Annotated in this window: 14 protein-coding genes; 3 read left to right on the top strand and 11 right to left on the bottom strand. The window is 69.6% G+C overall.

All coding sequences use genetic code 11. The features are described from left to right. Positions 1–854, bottom strand: an 854-nt coding sequence (locus BFF77_RS10465; RefSeq protein WP_141698412.1) for a M16 family metallopeptidase, incomplete at its 3' end; no start/stop codon positions are given. 306 nt (positions 855–1160) lie between these two features. Here BFF77_RS10465 and BFF77_RS10470 point away from each other — a divergent pair. Then, positions 1161–3611 carry a DNA gyrase/topoisomerase IV subunit A gene (locus BFF77_RS10470; RefSeq protein ID WP_066946800.1) on the top strand — a complete coding sequence of 817 codons (2451 nt, stop codon included), beginning with the start codon at positions 1161–1163 and terminating at the stop codon, positions 3609–3611. 23 nt (positions 3612–3634) lie between these two features. Here BFF77_RS10470 and BFF77_RS10475 read toward each other — a convergent pair whose 3' ends face one another. The 7 genes from BFF77_RS10475 to BFF77_RS10505 form a co-directional block, all read right to left on the bottom strand. Then, a complete protein-coding gene (locus BFF77_RS10475) occupies positions 3635–4768 on the bottom strand; it encodes a CobW family GTP-binding protein (protein ID WP_066946802.1) in 1134 nt (377 codons plus the stop codon). Between the two features lie 418 nt (positions 4769–5186). After that, positions 5187–6803, bottom strand: coding sequence for a glycoside hydrolase family 13 protein (locus BFF77_RS10480; RefSeq protein WP_066946805.1), 1617 nt, complete (start codon positions 6801–6803; stop codon positions 5187–5189). Positions 6804–6855: 52 nt separating this feature from the next. Further along, a complete protein-coding gene (locus BFF77_RS10485; protein ID WP_079125004.1) occupies positions 6856–7806 on the bottom strand; it encodes a carbohydrate ABC transporter permease in 951 nt (316 codons plus the stop codon). Between the two features lie 15 nt (positions 7807–7821). Beyond that, on the bottom strand, positions 7822–8778 hold the full coding sequence (locus BFF77_RS10490) for a carbohydrate ABC transporter permease (RefSeq protein ID WP_066946807.1): 957 nt from the start codon (positions 8776–8778) through the stop codon (positions 7822–7824). A gap of 13 nt (positions 8779–8791) precedes the next feature. Next, positions 8792–10141: an ABC transporter substrate-binding protein gene (locus tag BFF77_RS10495; RefSeq protein ID WP_066946810.1), complete on the bottom strand. Its 1350-nt coding sequence runs from the start codon at positions 10139–10141 to the stop codon at positions 8792–8794. 331 nt (positions 10142–10472) lie between these two features. Beyond that, entirely contained in the window at positions 10473–11507 is a 1035-nt protein-coding gene (locus BFF77_RS10500) for a LacI family DNA-binding transcriptional regulator (protein WP_066946812.1), read from the bottom strand. A 133-nt stretch (positions 11508–11640) separates the two neighbouring features. Then, entirely contained in the window at positions 11641–15924 is a 4284-nt protein-coding gene (locus BFF77_RS10505) for a galactose-binding domain-containing protein (RefSeq protein ID WP_066946815.1), read from the bottom strand. A gap of 321 nt (positions 15925–16245) precedes the next feature. Between BFF77_RS10505 and BFF77_RS10510 the strand changes: the two genes are divergently transcribed. After that, entirely contained in the window at positions 16246–17967 is a 1722-nt protein-coding gene (locus BFF77_RS10510; protein WP_066946818.1) for a sensor histidine kinase, read from the top strand. Further along, the gene (locus tag BFF77_RS10515; protein ID WP_066946883.1) at positions 17964–18641 is read left to right on the top strand and encodes a response regulator; all 678 of its coding nucleotides are present in this window, start codon (positions 17964–17966) and stop codon (positions 18639–18641) included. The genes BFF77_RS10510 and BFF77_RS10515 overlap by 4 nt, the downstream gene beginning before the upstream one ends. 159 nt (positions 18642–18800) lie before the next feature. On the opposite strand, the gene BFF77_RS10520 is transcribed toward BFF77_RS10515, so the two are convergent. From BFF77_RS10520 to BFF77_RS10530, 3 genes are read right to left on the bottom strand one after another with little or no spacing between them, the layout of a single operon-like run. After that, positions 18801–19469, bottom strand: a complete 669-nt coding sequence (locus BFF77_RS10520; RefSeq protein ID WP_066946820.1) for a response regulator transcription factor — start codon at positions 19467–19469, stop codon at positions 18801–18803. Beyond that, positions 19466–20764, bottom strand: coding sequence for a sensor histidine kinase (locus tag BFF77_RS10525; protein ID WP_066946822.1), 1299 nt, complete (start codon positions 20762–20764; stop codon positions 19466–19468). The genes BFF77_RS10520 and BFF77_RS10525 overlap by 4 nt, the downstream gene beginning before the upstream one ends. Then, the gene (locus BFF77_RS10530) at positions 20761–21270 is read right to left on the bottom strand and encodes a DUF1453 domain-containing protein (protein WP_066946825.1); all 510 of its coding nucleotides are present in this window, start codon (positions 21268–21270) and stop codon (positions 20761–20763) included. The genes BFF77_RS10525 and BFF77_RS10530 overlap by 4 nt, the downstream gene beginning before the upstream one ends. Positions 21271–21398 lie beyond the last annotated feature (128 nt).

Below are 21398 nucleotides of genomic sequence, written 5' to 3' on the forward strand. Positions count from 1 at the left end.
GTGAGCGCCAGATCGGCGGCGTCGCACTCGCGCGTGCCGTCGTGCGGCAGCCGGTAGGCGGCCATCAGCGCGCGCGCCGGGACCTCCTCGTGGACCTCCTCGCGCAGCTCCTCGCCGATGATGTCGGGCAGGCCGCCGTCGCGCGGCGGCTGCTTGCCGTCGTGGGAGGGGATGGAGCCGAAGTACTTCTCGACCCAGGCGAGCGTCTGCTCCGGGTCGATGTCACCGACGACCGAGAGCACCGCGTTGTTCGGGGCGTAGTTCGTACGGAAGAACGCGCGAGCGTCCTCCAGCGTCGCCGCGTCCAGGTCGGCCATCGAGCCGATGGGCGTGTGGTGGTACGGATGGCCCTCGGGGTAGGCGAGCGCGGTCAGCCGCTCGAAGGCGGTCCCGTACGGCACATTGTCGTACCGCTGGCGGCGCTCGTTCTTGACGACGTCCCGCTGGTTCTCCATGGACTCCTCGTCGAGCGCGGCGAGCAGCGAGCCCATCCGGTCGGCTTCCAGCCAGAGCGCCAGCTCCAGCTGGTGGGTGGGCATGGTCTCGAAATAGTTCGTCCGCTCGAAGCTGGTGGTGCCGTTGAGCGAACCGCCGGCGCCCTGCACCAGCTCGAAGTGACCGTTCCCCGTCACCTGGGCCGACCCCTGGAACATCAGATGCTCGAAGAGGTGGGCGAGTCCCGTACGGCCCTTGACTTCATGGCGTGAGCCGACGTCGTACCAGAGACAGACCGCGGCGACCGGGGTCAGGTGGTCCTCGGAGAGCACCACGCGCAGGCCGTTGGCCAGGCGGTGCTCAGTCGCTGTCAGGCCGCCGGAACCGGCCTGCGCTGTGGCCGTGTGACCCATGGGCATGTACGTCCCTTCGATCGCGATATGGAGAAGTCCTGCCACTGTATGCAAGCGTGCCGACACCTGGCGAAGTTCCTGTGCGTAACCCCCTTGTCACCCGCTTCGGCGGACGGCTCGCCGGGCGCTTCACCGCACGTCGATCCAGGCTCTCCCCGAGGTCCCGGCGGGCCCGGTGAGGCCCTCCGCGCGGGCCGTCGCCCCGGTCCCAACGACGGGTCGAGGTCGGCGTTGTCGGCGGCTCGGTCCACAATGGTCGGCGTCAGCTAGAGAAGTTGCCCGTACAGGACCTGTGAAGGAGCCGCAGCAGCGATGGCCCGCCGCAGCACGAAGACCCCGCCGCCGGAGGACTTCGAGGAGAAGATCCTCGACATCGACGTGGTCGATGAAATGCAGGGCTCCTTCCTCGAGTACGCGTATTCGGTGATCTACTCCCGGGCCCTGCCGGACGCCCGGGACGGCCTGAAGCCGGTGCACCGCCGCATCGTCTACCAGATGAACGAGATGGGCCTGCGTCCCGACCGCGGGTATGTGAAGTGCGCGCGTGTCGTCGGCGAGGTGATGGGCAAGCTCCACCCGCACGGCGACGCGTCGATCTACGACGCCCTGGTCCGGATGGCTCAGCCGTTCTCGATGCGGCTGCCCCTGGTCGACGGCCACGGCAACTTCGGCTCGCTCGGCAATGACGACCCGCCGGCCGCGATGCGCTACACCGAGTGCCGGATGGCCGACGCCACGTCACTGATGACGGAGTCGATCGACGAGGACACCGTCGATTTCGAGCCGAATTACGACGGCCAGGAGCGAGAACCGGTCACACTTCCGGCCGCGTATCCCAACCTCCTCGTCAACGGCGCCTCGGGCATCGCGGTCGGTATGGCGACGAACATGCCGCCGCACAATCTGGGCGAGGTCGTGGCGGCGGCGCGCCATCTGATCAAGCACCCGGGCTCGGACCTGGAGACGCTGATGCGTTTCGTGCCGGGTCCCGATCTGCCGACCGGCGGCCGGATCGTCGGGCTGACGGGCATCAAGGACGCGTACGAGAGCGGGCGCGGCACCTTCAAGATCCGGGCCACCGCGACGGTGGAGGACGTCACCGCGCGCCGCAAGGGCCTGGTCATCACGGAACTGCCCTTCGCGGTCGGTCCCGAGAAGGTGATCGCGAAGATCAAGGACCTGGTCTCCGCCAAGAAGCTCCTGGGCATCGCGGATGTCAAGGACCTCACGGACCGCTCGCACGGACTGCGGCTGGTCATCGAGATCAAGAACGGCTTCGTGCCCGAGGCCGTGCTGGAGCAGCTCTACAAGCTGACGCCGATGGAGGAGTCCTTCGGCATCAACAATGTGGCACTGGTGGACGGCCAGCCGCTGACGCTGGGGCTGAAGGAACTGCTGGAGGTCTATCTGGACCACCGGTTCAACGTGGTGCGCCGCAGGAGCGAGTTCCGGCGGACCAAGCGGCGCGACCGGCTGCATCTGGTCGAGGGCCTGCTCGTCGCGCTCATCGACATCGACGAGGTCATCCGGCTGATCCGGTCCAGCGACAATTCGGCGCAGGCCAAGGAGCGGCTGATCGAGCACTTCTCGCTGAGCGACGTCCAGACGCAGTACATCCTGGACACGCCGCTGCGCCGGCTCACCCGCTTCGACCGGATCGAGCTGGAGAGCGAGCGGGACCGGCTCAACGGCGAGATCGACGAGCTGACCGGGATCCTGGATTCGGACACCGAGCTGCGCAAGCTGGTCTCGTCCGAACTGGCCGCGGTGGCGAAGAAGTTCGGCACTCCCCGGCGCACGGTGCTGCTGGAGTCGGCCGGTTCGTCGGTGGCCGCGGTGCCGCTGGAGGTGGCGGACGACCCGTGCCGGGTGCTCCTCTCCTCGACCGGTCTGCTGGCCCGTACGGCCAACGGCGAGCCGCTGGAGGGCGGCGACGGCAGGCGCGTCAAGCACGATGTGATCATCTCGGCCGTGCCCGCGACGGCGCGCGGCGACATCGGCGCGGTGACCTCGGCCGGACGGCTGCTGCGGATCGCGGTGATCGATCTGCCGCAGCTCCCGGACACCGCCTCGGCGCCGAATCTCTCGGGCGGGGCCCCGGTCTCGGAGTTCCTCGCGCTGGAGGGCGACGAGGAACTGGTCTGTCTGACCACGCTCGACGAGTCGTCACCGGGCCTCGCGCTGGGCACGCTCCAGGGCGTGGTCAAGCGGGTGGTCCCCGACTATCCCGCCAACAAGGACGAGTTGGAGGTCATCGGCCTCAAGGAGGGCGACCGTGTCGTCGGCGGCGCGGAGCTGCGCACGGGCGAGGAGGACCTGGTCTTCATCACCTCCGACGCCCAACTGCTGCGTTACCAGGCCTCGCAGGTCCGGCCGCAGGGGCGGCCCGCGGGCGGTATGGCCGGTGTCAAGCTGTCCGATGACGCCACGGTGATCTCGTTCACGGCGGTGGATCCGGCGGCGGACGCCGTGGTCTTCACGGTCACCGGCTCGCACGGCACGCTCGACGACTCGGTGCGTACGGCCAAGCTCACACCGTTCGACCAGTATCCGCGCAAGGGCAGGGCGACGGGCGGTGTGCGCTGCCACCGGTTCCTCAAGGGCGAGGACATGCTGGCGCTGGCCTGGGCGGGAGCGAGCCCGGCGCGCGCGGCGCAGAAGAACGGCGCGCCGGTGGAACTGCCGGATCCCGATCCGCGCCGGGACGGTTCGGGCACGCCGTTCGCCCTGGAGGTGGACGCGCTGGCCGGGCCCGCGCACTGACGGATACGGGCCCGGACACGCTCCTACGGCGTGTCCGCGGTGGTGGCCGGGCCCTCGGGCTCGGCCCCGGGCTCAACTCCGGGCCCGGACACGTCGGGTACGTAGCGCAGGACGCCCCACATCGCCCGGTCGTCGACGCGAGCGTCCTTCGGCCCGGTCTCCTCGCACACCGCCAGCTCCTTGAGCAGCGCGTCGCCGTCGATGCCGGAGCCGATCAGCACGAGCCGCGTACCACGCTCCTCGCCACGTGCCCAGGGCTCCGGACGGAAACGCAGGAACCGGCCGACCGCGTGCAGGGTGTAGCGATTGGCCGGATCGAACGGCCCGAAGTCCACAAAACCCTTGATCCGGTAGAGCCCTTCGGGCCGGGAGTCGAGGAACTCCATGAGCCGGCGCGGGTTCGTCGCAGCCCGCGCGGTGTACGAGACGCTCTCGTACCGCGCGTGCAGATGGCCGTCGTGCCCCTCGTGGCCGCCGTGCCCGTCGCCGTCTTCGTGGAGCTCGTGGGTGTACAGATCCTCGAAGGAGAGCTGCCGGACCTTCTCCTCCTCCGCCGGCACGACAGCCGGATCGAACAGCAGCTCGGGATCGATCCGTCCGTACGAGGCCGGGATCACCGGTGTCCCGGGCGCCGGCCCGCCGATGGCAGCGAGGACGCGCAGCCGCTCCTCCTCCCCCACCCGGTCGGTCTTGTTCAGGACCACGAGATCGGCGATCGCGAGATGCCGGTCGATCTCGGGGTGGCGTGCCCGCGTCGCGTCGAACTCGGCCGCGTCGACGACCTGGACCAGTCCTCCGTACACCGTGCCCGGATGGTCCCCGGCGAGGAGCGTCCGGACGAGTTCCTGCGGCTCGGCCAGTCCGCTCGCCTCGATGACGATGATGTCGATCCGGGCGGCGGGCCGGCTGAGCCGCTCCAGATAGCTGTCGAGTTCACTCGCGTCGACGGCGCAGCACAGGCAGCCGTTGCCGAGCGAGACCGTGGATCCGACCTGTCCGGCGACCGTCAGGGCGTCGATCTCGATGGCGCCGAAGTCATTGACGACCACGGCGATCCTGCGGCCCGCGCGACGGCGCAGAAGATGGTTGAGCAAGGTCGTCTTGCCGGATCCCAGAAAGCCGGTGAGAACGACCACCGGGATCTGCTGCCTGCTCACGAATGCGCCTCCGTGCCGCGTCGAGGTCGAGTCGAGCGGATGTCCTGGAGTCCTCCGCCCGCTCCAGGATATGGGCGCACCGGCCGGCCTCCCGGCCGCGGTGACGTCGGCGTGATCCGTACGACGGCCCCCGCCCGCCCGGGGACCTGTCCGGAGCGGGGAGGCTCTGAGCGGACGGGTCCCGGGCGGGCGGGAGACCGGGCGGGAAGGGCCGGCGGCCGGACGAGCGGTCCGCCGAACCCCATGGGGTACCGGTCGAAACGACCCCGGCCGGCCGGTACGGGCCCGGCCGGGGTCAGGCGGTACGACCCCGGCCGGCCGCAGGTCCCGACTGCGGCCGGCCGGGTGCGAGCCCCCGCCCGGCGCTCGCGCCGGGCGGGGCGGGCACGCGCGCGCGCCGGACGGGGCCGGCCGCCGGTCAGCCTTGCAGCCAGGCGGCCGTGTCCCGGGGCAGGCGGCCGTCGTCGGTCGACGGGCCGCTGAGCAGCAGGACGCCGGTGTGGGACGGGAGTTCGGCGGGCTCCTCGCCGAGGTTGACCACGCAGATCAGCCCGTCCGTACGGCTGAAGGCCAGCACCCCGGGGCCGGCCTCCAGCCAGCTCATGGGACCGTCCCCGAAGCCCGGTACGGTACGGCGCAGCCGCAGGGCCTCGCGGTACAGCGTGAGCATCGAGCCGGGATCGCCCGACTGGAGATCGGCCGCGTACGAGGCCCACGATTCCGGCTGCGGAAGCCACGGTTCCGCCTCCGAGCCGAAGCCCGCGTACGGCGCGTCGGCCGTCCACGGCAGCGGCACCCGGCAGCCGTCGCGGCCCGGATCCGTACCGCCGGAGCGGAAGTGCATCGGGTCCTGGATCCGGTCGAGCGGTATCTCCACCTCGGGCAGTCCCAGCTCCTCGCCCTGGTAGAGATAGACGGCGCCCGGCAGCGCCAGGGAGAGCAGCGCCGCGGCGCGGGCCCGCCGCGTGCCCAGCTCCGTGTCGGTCGGGGTCCCGAACGCCTTGGCCGCGAAGTCGAAGCCGCTGGCCTCGCGTCCGTACCGGGTGACGGTTCGGGTCACGTCGTGGTTGCAGAGCACCCAGGTGGCGGGAGCCCCGACCGGCGCGTGCTCGGCGACCGTCGTGTCGATCGCGGAGCGCAGCAGGTCCGGGTCCCAGGGGCAGGCCAGGAAGGTGAAGTTGAACGCGGTGTGCAGTTCGTCCGGGCGCAGGTACCGTACGAAGCGCTCGGTGTCGGGCAGCCACACCTCGCCGACGAAGATCGCGTCGTACTCGTCGGCGATGGCGCGCCAGGACCGGTAGATGTCGTGCAGCTCGTCCCGGTCGACGAAGGGGTGCGGATCACGGCCGACGGTGAAGTCCGGCAGGGCCGGGTCCTTGGCGAGCAGCGCCGCCGAGTCGATCCGTACGCCCGCGACCCCGCGTTCGAACCAGAAGCGCAGGACGTCCTCGTGCTCCTGACGTACCGCGGGATGGGCCCAGTTGAGGTCGGGCTGCTCGGTCGCGAAGAGATGCAGATACCACTCACCGTCGGCGAGCCGTGTCCAGGGCGTGCCGCCGAACTCGGAGATCCAGTCGTTGGGCGGGATCTCACCGTTCTCGCCGCGCCCTGTCCTGAAGTGGAACAGATCGCGCTCGGGGCTGCCGGGACCCGCCGCCACCGCCGCCTTGAACCAGGCGTGCTGGTCGGAGACATGATTGGGCACGACATCGATGATCGTACGGATACCGCGCTCACGCGCCTCGGCGATGAGCTTCTCGGCCTCCGCGAGGGTGCCGAACGCCGGGTCGATGGTGCGGTAGTCCGCGACGTCGTAGCCGCCGTCGGCGAGCGGGGAGAGATACCACGGTGTGAACCAGAGGGCGTCCACGCCCAGTTCCACGAGATACGGCAGCCTGGCCCGTACACCCGCGAGATCACCGGTGCCGTCACCGTCACCGTCGGCGAAGCTGCGTACGTAGACCTGGTAGATGGCGGCATCCCGCCACCAGTTCTTGTCGGCGGGCTCCAGAGGGGCAGGGGAGGGCTGTCTCACAGTGCGAAGCCTTCTGCGTTGAGGTGAGGGGGGTGGGCCGGCGCGGGGCTGGTCAGCCCTTGGTGCTGCCGGCGCTGATGCCGGCGATGATGTGCCGCTGGAACACCAGGAACATCAGGACCATCGGAATACTGGCGATCACCATGGCGGCGATCAGCACCGAGAGCGGGATGTTCTGGGAGAGCTGGACGAGCGCCACACTGATGGGCTGCTTGTCGGTGTCCGAGAAGACCATCAGCGGCCAGAGGAAGTCCTGCCAGACGGCCACCAGCGCGAAGATGGAGACCACGCCGAGCACCGGTCTGGACATGGGCAGCAGGATCGACCAGAGCGTACGGAGCTTTCCGGCGCCGTCGATCTCCGCGGCCTCCAGCACATCGCGCGGGATCTGGTCGAAGAACCGCTTGAGGAGGTAGAGGTTGAAGGCGTTGGCGACCGCCGGAAGCCAGATGCCGAGCGGATCGTTGAGCAGACTGACGTGGATCAGCGGCAGATCGGCGATGGTCAGGTACTTGGGCACGAGCAGTGCCTGGGCCGGGACCATCAGGGTGGCCAGGATGCCGCCCAGAATGATCTTGCCGAACGCCGGCCGCAGTTTGGACAGGGCGTAGGCCGCCGCCGTGCAGAAGACGAGCTGGAGGATCCAGGCACCGGCGGCCTGCACCACCGTGTTCCACAGATGCGTCGGGAGCTGCATCAGATCCCAGGCGTCGGTGTACGCGGTGAGGGAAAAGGACTTCGGCACCAGTGTCGGCGGTGTCTGGACCAGTTCGTCCGGGGACTTCATGGCGCCGGAGGCCATCCAGTACACGGGGAACAGGAAGGCCAGCACGAAGGCGAGGACGACCCCGCTGAAGACGATCCAGTACAGCGCCCTGCCGCGGGTGCTCGCGAGCGCGAGCGGCGAGACGAGGGTCCGTACGGACGAGCTGTCCGTCTTGCGCCGGGTGGCCCCTTCGGGCTCGGGGGGTGCCTGCCGGGGAGGCGGCGCGATCTGGGTCATGGCGCTGCGCTCCTCTCAGTCGTCGGTGCGGGTGAGCCGCAGATAGAGGGCGGAGAAGAGACTGAGCACGATGAGCAGCATCACGCTCAGGGCGCAGGCCCCGCCGAAGTCGTTGTAGAGGAACGCGTACTTGTAGATGAGATAGAGGACGGTGACGGTGGAGTTCTCGGGACCGCCACCGGTGATCACGAAGGGCTCGGTGAACACCTGCATCGTGGCGATGATCTGAAGAAGCATCAGCATCAGGATGATGAAGCGCGTCTGCGGGATGGTCACATGACGTACGCGCTGCCAGATGCCGGCGCCGTCCAGCTCCGCCGCCTCGTACAGCTCACCGGGGATCCCCTGGAGCGCGGCGAGATAGATGAGGACCGTGCCGCCCATGTTCGCCCAGGTGGCGACGATGACCAGGGACAGCAGCGCGGTGTCCGCGCCGTTGGTCCAGTTCGAGGTCGGCAGATGGAGGAAGCGCAGCCCCTCGTTGGCGAGGCCGGCGCCCGGATCGTAGAACCACTTCCACAGCAGGGCGCTGACCACGGGCGGGATCATCACCGGGAGATAGACGACCACGCGGAAGAAGGACTTCGCGTGGCGCAGCTCGTTGAGGACGAGCGCCATCACGAACGGCACCGCGAAACCGATGAGCAGGGCGATCAGGGTGAAGGTGAGGGTGTTGCGCCAGGCCGCCCCGAACTCCGGGTCCTGGAAGACCTGAGTGAAGTTGTCGGTCCCGACCCACTCGGGGGCGGATCCGGGGGTGTACTTCTGGAAGGCGATGATCACCGCGCGGATCGCCGGGTACCAGGAGAACAGCGCGAAGCAGAGCAGGCCGCCGATCAGGAAGCCGTAGGCGCGGACCTGGTGGGAGAGCCGGCGCGCGAGCGGGCTCGCGGACCGGCGGCCCGCCGGGCGCGGCCCCGGGGTGGCGGGCGGCGCGGCGGCGGACCGGTGGGGGGCCTGGACAGTCTTCATCGGTGCGTCAGCCTCAGCCTCGGGCCAGGATTCCGTCGATCTTGGACTGCGCGTCCTTCAGCAGTCCGTCGATGTCGGCGTCCTTCTTGGTGAGGACCGCGGAGACCGCTCCGTCGAGGACCGAGTAGATCTGCTGGGCCTTCGGCGGCTCCAGCTTCGCGGTGAGCTGCTGGCTGCCGTCGAGGAAGGACTGGTAGTTCTCCACCGGCACATTGGCGTACTGCTTCTTCAGCGCCTGGTCCTTGGCGTCGGTCTCACCGGTCCAGAGCCGGGGCTCGGGCAGGCCGACCGGGGCCTTCAGATCGGCGGCGCGCTTCCAGTTGTTGAGGCCGGTGCCGGGGCCGATGGTCTGGTACTCCAGCCACTTCAGGCCCGCCTTGATCTGCTCCGGGGAGGCCTTCTTGCTGAACATGTAGCCGTCGCCGCCGATGAGCGTGCCCTTGCCGCCGGGCATCGGGGCGAGCGCGAGGTCCTCGTACTTGCCGCCCTTCTCCTTGACCAGGATCGGGATGTTGTCCGGGGCGGAGATGTACATGCCGAGCTTGCCGGAGCCCATCATCTGCTGGACGTCGTTCAGGATCAGGAGCTGCTTGGTGCCCATGGAGTTGTCGGTCCAGCGCATGTCCTTCAGCGTCTGGAGCACGGCCTTGCCCTCCGGGCTGTCGACGGCCGCCGACTTGCCGTCCGGGCTGACGACGTCGCCGCCCTGCGAGTACATCTCCGCGGTGAAGTGCCAGCCGCCCTGGTTCTGCGCGCTGTAGTCGGCGTATCCCACGTAGCCCTTGCCCAGGCCCGCGATCTTCTTGGCGGCGGTCCGGACCTCTTCCCAGGTGGCCGGGGGCTTGGTGGGGTCCAGACCGGCCTGTTCGAAGAGCTTCTTGTTGTAGAGGAGGCCCATCGAGTAGTTGGTGCGCGGAACGCCGTAGACCTTGCCGTCGACGGTGTAGACGTCGCGCAGCGACTGCTGGATGTCGCTGTAGCCCTTCATGTCCTTCACATAGGACGTGATGTCCGCGGCCTGGTTGATGTCGACCACGTGCTTGGCGTCCGTGAAGTACGTGTAGAAGACGTCCTCCATCTGGCCGCCGGCGAGCTTGGCGTCGAAGGTCTTGGGGTCCTGGCACGGGAAGGCGTCATGGCCGACGACATCGATGGTCGGGTTCGCCTTCTCGAACGCCTTCATGTCGTCCTCGAAGCTCTGCCGGTCGATCTTGGCGCTCTTCGGAGGCATGCAGTTGACGGTGATACTCGTCTTGCCCCCCGCGGAGTCCTCGCTGTCCGAGCCGCACGCGGCCAGTCCAGTCAGGGCGAGCGCGGAGGCTATGGCTGCGGTACAGGTACGGCGGAACCCGGAGCTTCTCATCGGTGGGACCCCTCTTGCGGCAGGAGCGTGTCAAACCCACAGCTTCTCGCTGTGTGGCGGCGCTCACTCAACCACTAACTACGGATGTCCGCAATATGTCGCCCCGATTTCGCAAATACTTGACAGCGAGCTGCATGTGCCGGTTTCATCCCGCACAGGCCCTCTCACCGGTCGGGACGTGCGCGAACACCGAAGGTGACGTGCCCGGACGCCGGCGAGGAGCCGCGCGAAGGGCGGCCGGGGGCGCGCGCAAACGCCGACGGGGCCCGCCAAGGGGCCCCGTCGGGGTGGTCGTTCCGCCGGCCCGCGCGAGGGCGGTCCGGGTGGCCGCTCAGGCGTCGGCAGCCGCCTCCGCGGCCTGGCGCGGCGCCTGGGCCGTGGAGCCGCGTACCACCAGCTCCGGCTCGAACAGCAGCTCGCCGGGAGGCACGGCACCGCCCTGGATCTGGGCGTTCAGCATCTCCACGGCCGCCCGGCCCATGGCCTCGATGGGCTGGCGGACCGTGGTCAGCGGCGGCTCGGTGCAGTTCATGAAGGCGGAGTCGTCGAAGCCCACGACCGAGACCTCGCGCGGCACGTCGAGACCGCGCCGGCGTGCGGCCCGTACGGCCCCCAGGGCCAGCGGATCGCTGGCGCAGATGATTCCGGTGACCCCCCGGTCCAGCAGGCGCGAGGTCGCCGCCTGGCCGCCCTCCAGGGAGAACATGGTCCGTTCGATGTACGCGTCGGGAAGCTGTGTCCTCGCGGCCCGCGCCGCCGCGAGCGCGGCGGCGAGCTTGCGCCGGGACGGCACATGGTCGGAGGGGCCGAGCACCAGGCCGATGCGCTCGTGGCCGAGCGAGGCGAGATGGCGCCAGGCCTGTTCGACGGCGACGGCGTCGTCGCAGGAGATGCACGGGAAGTCGAGGTTCTCGATCGGCGCGTTGATCAGCACGACCGGGATCTTGCGCTCGGCGAGCTGGCGGTAGTGGTCGTGCGGCGCGTCCGCCTGCGCGAACAGTCCGCCCGCGAAGACCACCCCGGACACCTGCTGCTGGAGCAGCAGCTCCACGTAGTCCGCCTCGGAGACCCCGCCCTTGGTCTGGGTGCAGAGCACGGGCGTGAGGCCCTGCTGGGCCAGCGCTCCGCCGATCACCTCGGCGAACGCGGGGAAGATAGGATTCTGCAGTTCCGGCAGCACCAGGCCGACGAGCCGGGCGCGCTCTCCGCGAAGCTGCGTCGGCCGCTCGTAGCCGAGAACGTCCAGCGCGGTCAGCACCGACTGCCGCGTGGCCTGCGAAACTCCGGGCTTGCCGTTGAGCACCCGGCTGACCGTGGCCTCGCTGACCCCAACCTTCTTCGCCACCTGAGCAAGTCGTCGCGTCATACACGCAAGACTATCGCAAGGGATGCAAGCTACTTGCTCACGAGCGTAAAGAGGGTGGCAGGGGCGGTGCCGACCGGACGGATCCGGCCGACACCGCTCTGCTCACCGGAGGCCCCTGCGGGCCGCCGGTCCACTACGGATTGATGATGATCCTGAAGCCGGGCGTCGTGTTTCTGATGTCCACGGCGTTGTTGTTGAGCCTCAGACGGTTGAAGGTGACCTCACCGACGGCAGGCCCCTGACCCGCCTCCGGCATCTCGTTCGCCCAGAGTCCGAAGCCGGACTTGGCGTCGAAGGCGTCACCGCTCTTGAGGGCGCCCGTGATCGAGATGTCGTTGAGAATGGTGTCCTTGATCGGGAACTGCGGCTGACCGCCCACATAGTTGGTCTGGAACATGATGCCGCTGTAGGTCGGATCGACGATGTCGACATTGTTGATCCGGATCCCCTGGAACACCTTGGAGGCCGAGAACAGCCAGATTCCGGGGAAGGTCTGGCTGCCCCAGAAGTGACCGCCGGACCGGACGATCGACACGTTCTCGATCGTCGTGGGTTCGGTCCCGAAGCCGTTCATCGCGTAGCCGAAGTCCAGCGAGCTGACCGTGATGCCCGAGTAGACCAGGGTGTCCGCGATGTGGATGTTGCGGAAGGTGTTGCGGTAGCCGCCGTAGACGGCCAGGCCCGCGGCCCGCCACACCAGCGTCGCCGAGAGGTTCTCGTAGACGTTGTTGTACATGTCCGCGCCGCCCGCGTCGATCGCCGAGAAGAGCGCGAAGGCGTCGTCACCGGTGGCCCGCGCGTCATTGTTGATGACGTGGTTGTCCGTGGAGCCGTTGGTCATGTTGACGCCGTCGGCGAAGGTGTTGCGGATACGGGAGTTGCTGATGGTGATCCGGTCCGCGTTGGCACCCCAGTAGAGGCAGACGGTGTGCTCGTTCCAGATGTTGTCGATCGTGATGTCCGACACGTTGGACAGGTCGAAGACCTTGCCGGGCCCGTCGATACGCGAGGTGTAGTTGCCGAAGAAGGCGAAGTTCGCGAAGGACGAGCCCTTCGCCGCCGCCTCGACCCGGAAGCCCGCGTCCGTGTTGTCCTGGGTCGACGGGGCGAAGAACCTGGTGAACCAGGGACCCGCGCCGAGCACCTTGACCGGCTTGCCGTAGACCTGGAACTTGCTCGACGTCTGGTAGTCACCGGCCGGCAGGTAGACACCGACGAGCTTGCCGGTGGTGTCCATCCGCACCCGGTCCAGCGCGTTCTGCACGTCCTGGTGGGTGAATCCGGCCGGCACCGTGTAGGTGGCCGGGTCCGGGTTCGCGACCGCGGTGGCCTGCTCCAGGTTGACGAAGTCGATCGCGTAGGTGTGCGCGTTGCCCGCGTCCTTCTGGAGACGGATCTTGCTGCCCGCGGGAACGGTCCTGCCCAGCAGGACATTGGCCTCGTCATAGATGTGGCGGGGCCCGCCGGCGCCCGGGGAGTTGCCCGGACCGGTCTCGTTGCCGTACAGCCAGGCGTACTTCGAGGTGAGGTCGATGGCCTTGAGGAAGGTGCCGTCGACATAGATGTTCAGGTTGGAGTTGATCCCGCCACCGCCGGGCGCGTCCGGGATGGAGAACCGGGTGACCAGCGTGTTCGTGCTGGCCCTGGTGGTGAACTCGACGTAGTTGCCGGTGTTGTTGAGCGTGACGGCCTTACGGCCGGACGCCTCGCCCGCGACATCGCCGACGGTCCGGTTGGGACCGACGACCTGCGCGCCGCCACCCGCGACACCGTCCTCCGCCTCGTACATGTCGTACGGCATGTTGGCGCCGCGGCCGACGAAGAGAGGCTGCGAGCTGGTGTTGTTCGCGCGCTTGACCGGCAGTTCGTTGGCGTCGTCGGCGAGGACCACCCTCACCGTGTACGAGCCGTTGGCGGCCGCCCAGGTGCCGAGGCCCACCGGCGCCGAGGTCGCGCCCGCCGCGATGGTGCCGTTGTAGGTGCCGGTCAGGGTCTTGACCGTGGCACCCGTCGAGTTCAGCAGAGACAGCGTGATGCCGTGGGCGCCGGCCGCCGAGGCCACCGTGCCCTGGTTCTTGATCGCCACCGAGAAGGAGACGGTGTCACCGGCCGCGGGGCTGGACGGCGACGTGGAGACGGCGGCGGCGATCAGGTCCGAGCTGGCGACCGGACGCACCACCAGCGGGCTCGCGCCCGTGAAGGTGTTGTTGGTCTCGTTCTGCTCGATGATCTGGTTGGCCGGGTCCGCGACAGCGCTGAGCTGGTACGAACCGGCGTCACGTGCACCGATGTCCGCGGTGACCGTGGCCGAGGCTCCGGCCGCGAGCGCGCCCACGGAACCGGTGCCGACCTTGGTGCCGCCGAGGCGGAACTCGACCGAACCGGCCGGGGAGGCGATCGCACCGGCGTTGCGCACGGTCGCCGACAGGGTGATCGGGTCGGACTCGACCGGCGAGGCCGGGGACGCGCTCAGCCCGGTGACCGTGAGGTCCGGGTTGGGCGCCGCGTTGCCGATCACCTGGAACTCCGCCACCTGGCCCGCGCCGGAACCGGTGTTGGAGGTGAACCGGAGCTGGACATCGGCGACCCGCGCGCTGACCGGGATGGTCACGAGGTTGCCGCTCGCCGGGGAGAAGGCGTAGTCCCTGGCGGCCACCAGGCTGGTGAAGCCGGTGGCGTTCTGCTCACGGCCCAGCACCTGGATGTTCTGGGTCCGCGGACCCCAGCTGCTGTCCGGGTTGAGCTTGACCACGACGTTCTCGGTGTCGGCGTTGGCGCCGAGCTTCACGGTGAGGGTGTTGGGGTAGCTGCCGCCCGCGCCCTCCCAGTAGGTGGTGACGCTGTTGTCGTTGGCGTTCTCCGCGACGAACGTGAAGACCGTGGAGGACGCGGTGATCGGCTTGCCGACGGCGAGGTTCGAGCCCGTGCCGGAGCTGCCGTTCCTGGTCACCGTGTTGCTGTTGCCCGAGACATTGCCCGCCGCGTCCTTGGCCCGTACGTAGTACGAGACCGTGGTGCCCGCGGGCTGGGTGTCCGTGTACGTGGTGACATTGCCCGCGACGGTGGTCCGCAGGACGTTGTTGGCGTAGACGTCGTAGCCCGTGACGCCCTGGTTGTCCGTCGACGCGCTCCAGGTCAGCCTGATCTGGCCGGAGGCCGGCTCGGTGAAGGCGAGGTTGGCCGGGACGGTCGGCGCCTGCGTGTCACCGGTGCTTCCCTGACGGGTGACCGTGTTGCTGTTGGCCGAGACGTTTCCGGCCGCGTCCTTGGCCCGTACGTAGTACGAGACGGTCGACCCGGCCGGCTGGGTGTCCGTGAAGGTCGTGACCGTGCCCGCGACGCTGGTCCGCAGCTGGTTGTTGGCGTAGATGTCGTAACCGGTGACGCCCGTGTCATCGGTCGACGGCCGCCAGGCCAGCCGGATCTGGCCGGAGGCCGGCTCGGTGTAGGTCAGCTCGGTGGGGGTGGTCGGCGCCTGGGTGTCACCGGTCTCGGGGCCGTAGATCTCCAGCTCGGAGAGCTGGCCGCCGGGCTGCCCGGTGTTCGCCGTGATCAGCACCCGGACATAGCGCGTGCTGGTGGTGTCGAAGGAGATCGTCACCGTCTGCGCGCCCGCCGGGCTGAAGGTGTACGCCTTCGAGGCCGTCAGGTCCGAGAAGGTGGAGTTGTTGGCGCTGCCCTGGATCTTCAGGGTCTGGTCCCTCGCGCCCCAGCCGTCCGGCAGCCGCAGCACCACCTGGTTGACGCCGACGGAGGAGCCGAGGTCGGCCTGGATCCACTGCGGGAAGGCGTTGTTCCTGCTCTCCCAGTAGGTGGCCTTGTTGCCGTCGTTGGCGTTGCCGGGCCCGTAGACCTCGGTGAAGCTGCTGGCGGTCAGCGTCTTGCCCGCGGCCAGGTTCACCGAGGCGGCCGCCGCGGCGTGCACCTCCAGCTCGGCGAGCTGGGCCTTCTTCCCCGCCGTGTTGCCGGTGAAGTCCGCCCGCACGAACCGCGCCTTGGTGGCCGGGAAGGCGACGGTCACCTTGTTGCCCTGGCCCTTGCTGAAGCTGTAGGTGGCCGAGCTCTTCAGCGTGGCGAAGCTGGTCCCGTCGGCGCTTCCCTGGAGGGACAGGGTCTGCTTACGGCTCTCCCACCCTGCGGGGAGCTTCAGCACCACCTGGTCGACGCGCTTGCTGGCACCCAGGTCCGACTGCACCCACTGGGGGCCCTTGCCGTTGCCCTCCCAGTACGTCGACTGGTTCCCGTCCGTCACATTGCGGGCCTTGGTGTCGCCCGTACTGGCACTCGTCGCCGCGGTCCGCCCCGCGGCGATGTTGGGACCGTCGGCCGCAGCGGCGAACGACGGCCAGCCCATCATCAAAAGACTGGTGGCTATGGCGGTGGAGAGAACCCGCCATCTCCGGTGTAGCGATCTCATGGATCCCCGATCTTCGGCCTCGGCGCGGGGGCGGCGAGGGCGCGGCTCTGACTGCCTGCCGGTATGGCAAGCATTTCTGCACTGATGAACAGGGTCTTTTGCGTTTTGCGGTCAGAGAGTTGCAGAGAACTGCCAGTCCGTCCACCACTGAGACAGAACCAAATCCCGTGCTCCGCCTCCCGAGTTGACACCTGCCGTGCTGCGCCGGCCTGTTTTTGGCCGCTCATCAGGGAAACGTAAGTGATCTGCAAACCTTGCGACGGTTTTGCGTAACTGTGGAAATTTCGGAAAGGCCCTCCCCGCCCTCTACCGTTCCTCGACATGAGCGCCGGACCGGGCACCACGGAGAGACGACGGCGATTCGGCTGGCCCCGCCGGGTCTTCTCACAGGTGCTGCTGATGCAGCTCGCCATCGCCGCGGGCGTCACCGTGCTGGCCACGGGGCTGTTTCTGGCGCCCTTCAGCAAGGAGTTGGACGACCAGGCCATGAGCCGGGCGCTGGCGATAGCCGAGACCACCGCCTCCACGGAGGTCTCCGACGATCTGCTGGCCACACCGCCGACGCCCGGCGGTCCCGTCCAGGCCGAGGCCGAACGCATCAGACGCGCCACCGGCGCCGAGTATGTGGTGATCATGGACAGACGCGGGATCCGCTGGTCGCACACCGATACCGGCCAGATCGGCAAGGTCGTCTCCACCGATCCCAGCGAGGCGCTCGCGGGCGCGCACGTACGGGAGATCGACAGCGGCACACTCGGCCGCTCCGCCCGGGGCAAGGTCCCGTTGCGCGACCGTACGGGGACCATCGTCGGAGCCGTCTCGGTCGGTATCGCGTACGACAGCGTCCGCGACCGGCTGCTCGCCGCGATCCCCGGGCTGCTCGCCTACGCGGGCGGAGCGCTGGCGGCGGGGGCGCTCGCCGCCTTTCTGATCTCCCGGCGGCTCCAGCGGCAGACCCATGATCTGGCCTTCTCCGACATCTCGGCGCTGCTCACCGAGCGGGAGGCCATGCTGCACAGCCTGCGGGAGGGCGTGGTGGCACTGAACGGGAGCGGCCGGATCCGGCTGATCAACGACGAGGCGCAGCGGCTGCTGGGACTCGGGCCCGATGCCATCGGACAGCCGCTGGACGAGGCCCTCGGGGCCGGCCGCACCACCGAGGTGCTGACCGGACGTGTGCTGGGCGAGGATCTGCTCGCCGTACGGGGCAGCCGCGTCCTGGTCGCCAACCGGATGCCGACCGACGACGGCGGCGCCGTCATCACCCTCCGCGACCGCACCGAGCTGGAGCGGCTGGGCCGTGAGCTGGACGCGACGCGTGGACTGATCGACGCTCTGCGGGCCCAGGACCACGAGCACGCGAACCGGATGCACACGCTGCTCGGACTGCTGGAACTGGAGATGCACGAGGAGGCGGTGGAGTTCGTCAACGAGGTCGTCGGCGTGCACCGGGCCACCGCCGAGCAGATCACCGAGCGCGTCCACGATCCGCTGCCCGCCGCGCTGCTGGTCGGCAAGGCCACGGTCGCCGCCGAGCGCGGCGTCTCGCTGCGCGTCTCGTCCCGCACGCTGCTGCCCGACCGGCTGGTGGATCCGCAGGGCCTGGTGACGGTGCTCGGCAATCTGGTGGACAACGCGCTGGACGCGGCGGCCGGCTCCGAGGACCCGCGCATCGAGGTGGAACTGCGCGCCGAAGGCCGTACGGTCGTCCTTGTGATCTCCGACAGCGGTCCCGGTGTGCCCGTTGCCCACCGTGAACTCGTCTTCTCCGAGGGCTGGTCGACCAAGGAACCGCCGACCCACGGCAAGCGCGGTCTCGGCCTCGCCCTGGTACGCAGACTCGCCGAGCGGCAGGGCGGCGGCGCGCGGGCCGGCGGGTCCGCGCTCGGCGGCGCCGAGTTCACCGTCGTACTGCCGGAGGCCCTGACGGAACCGGACGAGGACGGCGAGCCGGCCGCGCCCGGCGGAAAAGCCGGGCACCGGGCGGCCGGAAGCGCGCAGGAGACCGTGTGGGAGCGGGCCGCGGCCGGGGAGACACGATGATCGACGTACTGGTCGTGGACGACGACATCCGGGTGGTGGAGATCAATACGGCCTATGTGGCCAAGGTGGCGGGCTTCCGGGTGGTGGCACAGGCCCACTCGGCCGCCGAGGCGCTCGGCCTGATCTCCGAGCGCACCGTCGACCTGATCCTGCTCGACCACTGTCTGCCGGACGAGAACGGACTGGCGGTGGTACGGGAGTTGCGGCGGCTCGGCCATCGGACCGATGTGATCATGGTGACGGCGGCGCGCGATGTCGCGACCGTGCAGGCCGCGATGCGTCTCGGCGCTCTCCAATATCTGATCAAACCGTTCAATTTCGCCGGTCTACGGGCCAAGCTGGAGGCGTACGCGGCACTGCGCCGGACCCTGGACTGCGGCGGCGAGGCCGAACAGTCCGAGGTGGACCGGATGTTCGGGGCGCTCTCCGCCGCGAGTGCCCCGGTCCTGCCCAAGGGCCACTCCCCCACCACCGCCGCGCTGGTGCGCCGGACGCTGATGAGCGCCGACGGCCCGCTGTCGGCCCAGGAGATCGCGGAGAACGCGGGGATGAGCCGGCAGACCGCGCAGCGCTATCTCAAGCTGCTGGAGCGGTCCGGGCGGGTACGGCTCACGCTCCGCTACGGGGAGACGGGCCGCCCCGAACACCGCTACACCTGGGCGGCCGGCGCCTGACGGACACCCGGACACCGAGATCGGACCCCCGCAGGCGGGATGCCCGCGAGCCGGTGGGCCGCACGTCAACCGTCCGCCGGCCCCTCAGACCGCTCCCGCGCCGCAAGGATGGTCAAAGGCGTGGGGGCCCGGACTCGTCTCCGCCCGGGCTTCACCCCATCAGGTGATGGTTGTCCCGGGTGGCGGGATGAGTCCCCGTTGGTAGGCGTACCGCACGGCCTGCGCGCGGTCACGCACACCTGTCTTGGCGAAGAGATTGTTGATGTGGGTCTTCACCGTGGCCGCCCCGATGTGCAGCCGCTGCGCGATCTCCTTGTTGGAGAGCCCTTCGGCGACCAGGGAGAGCACCTCCGCCTCCCGCGACGTCAGCCCGTCGGGCAGTTCCACGGGAGCGGGCGCGGCGAGCGGCGCGGTGACCTGTTCCAGCAGTCTGCGCTGCACGGCGGGCGCCAGTCCCGCCTGCCCCGCCAGTACGTCCTCCACGGCCCGGACGATCTCCTCGCCCCGCGCGTCCTTGGTGAGATAGCCGCGGGCGCCCGCCCGGAGCGCGGCGAAGAGCGAGTCGTCGTCGGCGTAGGTCGTGAGCACCACGACCTGGGTCCCCGGGTGCTCCGCGCGGATACGGCGGGTGGCCTCCACTCCGTCGCAGCGCGGCATCCGCAGATCCATCAGGACGACATCGGGACGGAGCTCGGCGACCAGGGCCACCGCCTCCTCGCCGTCCTTCGCCGCGCCGACGACCTCTATGCCCGGCAGCAGCCCGAGCAGCATCACGATGCCCTCACGCACCACGGCCTGGTCGTCGGCCACGATCACGCGGGCCGTCACGCGGGAACTCGCAGACGCACAGTGAAACCCTTCCCTTCGCGGTCTTCGGACCTCGCGGAGCCCCCAGAGTCCGCGGAGCCCGCCCCGGAGCCGTCCGAGCCTGCCCCGGAGCCCCGCTCACAGCGGCCCTCGGCGCCGACAGGAGCGCCGGGGCCGGCCTCCAGAGTGCCGCCGAGCAGTTCGGCACGCTCTCTCATCCCCAGCAGACCGTACCCGGAGCCCGAGCCGGAAACCGCCGGGCCGGCCGGGCCCGCCCCGCTCCCGCCGGAGCCCTTCGCACCGGAGTCCCGTATGTCCAGCGTCACCTCGTCCGTGCCGTACGTGAGTACGATCCGTACGCTCGCGCCCGGCGCGTGCTTGCGGACATTGGTGAGCGCCTCCTGCGCCACCCTGCGCACGGTCTGCGAGGCCTCCGCGGGCAGTGGCCTCGGCGCTCCCTCGACCGCGACCTCGGCGCCTTCCATGGCGGCCAGCTCACGGAGATGGTCACCGAGCGGGGCCATCTCGCCGCGCAGGGCGGAGAGTGCCTGCCGGGTCTCGGAGAGCCCTTCCCGCGCCATGGAACGCGCGGCGACGACACGCTCCAGGATCTGGTCACGGAAGGGTCCCGACGGTTCCCGCTCTATCCGCAGCCGGGCCGCCTCCAGATGCACGAGCTGCGCGGAGAGGCTGTGCGCCAGGACGTCATGGATGTCCCGGGCGATCCTGGCCCGCTCGGCCAGGGCCGCCGACTCGGCCTCGGCGGTACGGGCGACGCGCTCCTGGGCCAGCAGCCGCTGGGCGCTGCCGCGCGCCTCCGCGTCGAGCCGCAGCACATAGCCGCCGAGGAGCAGTCCCGCCGTACTGAGCAAGGTGGTCAGCCAGGCGTCCCGGTCGAACACCGCGAATCCGCCGAGGGCGAGACAGGTGGCCGGCAGGGCGGCGGCGAGCGGCAGCCGCTCCATGGAGGTGATGGCGCAGCCGCACCACAGCACGACCGCGGCTATCTCGAACCCGCTCTGGCGCGCGGCGAGGGCTCCGCCCATCAGTGCCAGCAGCAGCACGACCGACGGCCAGAGCCGATGGCGCAGAGTGGTGCGGTAGAAGCCCCACGCGCAGAGGACGAGGACGAACGTGACGGCCACGGCCACGGCCGCCGCCCAGCCCTCCACATGGCGCTGGCTGAATGTCGACCAGAGCAGTGCCGCCAGACCGAGCGTCCGGATGGACCGGGCCAGCCATTGCCGTGCCTCGGTACGGCCCTGCCGGGTGAGGGCCTCCCAGGAGGGCCAGTTCGTCCAGGCGTCGGCTGTCACACACGGTCCTTCCACGGCGCGGCGGCTGTCGCGTGACCGTACGACGGGAGTACGGCACGGGCCCGCCACACCAGCATGCCTCTGCGGACCAGCACGGAGACGGCGAGTGCCAGCAGCAGCGCTCCGGAGCCCTGGTGGACACCTGCCAGCGCGCCAATGCCCATCAGTGCGGCCCGCAGGGCGATACCACCTGTCCAGACCGCGACGGTGGCCCCGGTGCCCCTCGTCCACACGGTGCCGTCCTCGGCGGTCCAGAGCCGGCCGGTCCAGGCCCAGCCGGCGCCCACCACCACTCCCACCACCAGCTCCGCTCCGAGCAGCAGCACCGACAGGAAGTGGTCGTGCGCGTCCGTCAGGCCCGGCCGGCTCAGGGCCACGACCGTCAGGACGACGGGCAGGACCAGCCAGCCACGCCCGCCGCTGACGATCCGCTGTGGCTTGAACTGGCGTACGGCGACCAGCGCGACAGCGGCGACGATCACGACAATGCCGACGAGCGAGGACATGCGGTGCCTCCGGTGACGAAGAAGTTCAGCGACTTCGACGTTACGGAGAAGTCCCAGGTCAGCGCATCGACGCAGGGGTTGATCAAAGGTGGAAGCGCGGTCTCCACCCGTGGGTGGAGACCGCGCTC

This window comes from Streptomyces lushanensis (assembly GCF_001700515.1).
GTDB lineage: Bacteria > Actinomycetota > Actinomycetes > Streptomycetales > Streptomycetaceae > Streptomyces > Streptomyces lushanensis.

Excerpts from the sequence above, each read along its gene's own strand:
- BFF77_RS10490 (WP_066946807.1), bottom strand. The coding sequence starts at position 8,778 with ATGAAGACTGTCCAGGCCCCCCACCGGTCCGCCGCCGCGCCGCCCGCC.
- BFF77_RS10495 (WP_066946810.1), bottom strand. The coding sequence starts at position 10,141 with ATGAGAAGCTCCGGGTTCCGCCGTACCTGTACCGCAGCCATAGCCTCC.
- BFF77_RS10530 (WP_066946825.1), bottom strand. The coding sequence starts at position 21,270 with ATGTCCTCGCTCGTCGGCATTGTCGTGATCGTCGCCGCTGTCGCGCTG.
- BFF77_RS10485 (WP_079125004.1), bottom strand. The coding sequence starts at position 7,806 with ATGACCCAGATCGCGCCGCCTCCCCGGCAGGCACCCCCCGAGCCCGAA.
- BFF77_RS10510 (WP_066946818.1), top strand. The coding sequence starts at position 16,246 with ATGAGCGCCGGACCGGGCACCACGGAGAGACGACGGCGATTCGGCTGG.
- BFF77_RS10505 (WP_066946815.1), bottom strand. The coding sequence starts at position 15,924 with ATGAGATCGCTACACCGGAGATGGCGGGTTCTCTCCACCGCCATAGCC.
- BFF77_RS10515 (WP_066946883.1), top strand. The coding sequence starts at position 17,964 with ATGATCGACGTACTGGTCGTGGACGACGACATCCGGGTGGTGGAGATC.
- BFF77_RS10470 (WP_066946800.1), top strand. The coding sequence starts at position 1,161 with ATGGCCCGCCGCAGCACGAAGACCCCGCCGCCGGAGGACTTCGAGGAG.
- BFF77_RS10500 (WP_066946812.1), bottom strand. The coding sequence starts at position 11,507 with ATGACGCGACGACTTGCTCAGGTGGCGAAGAAGGTTGGGGTCAGCGAG.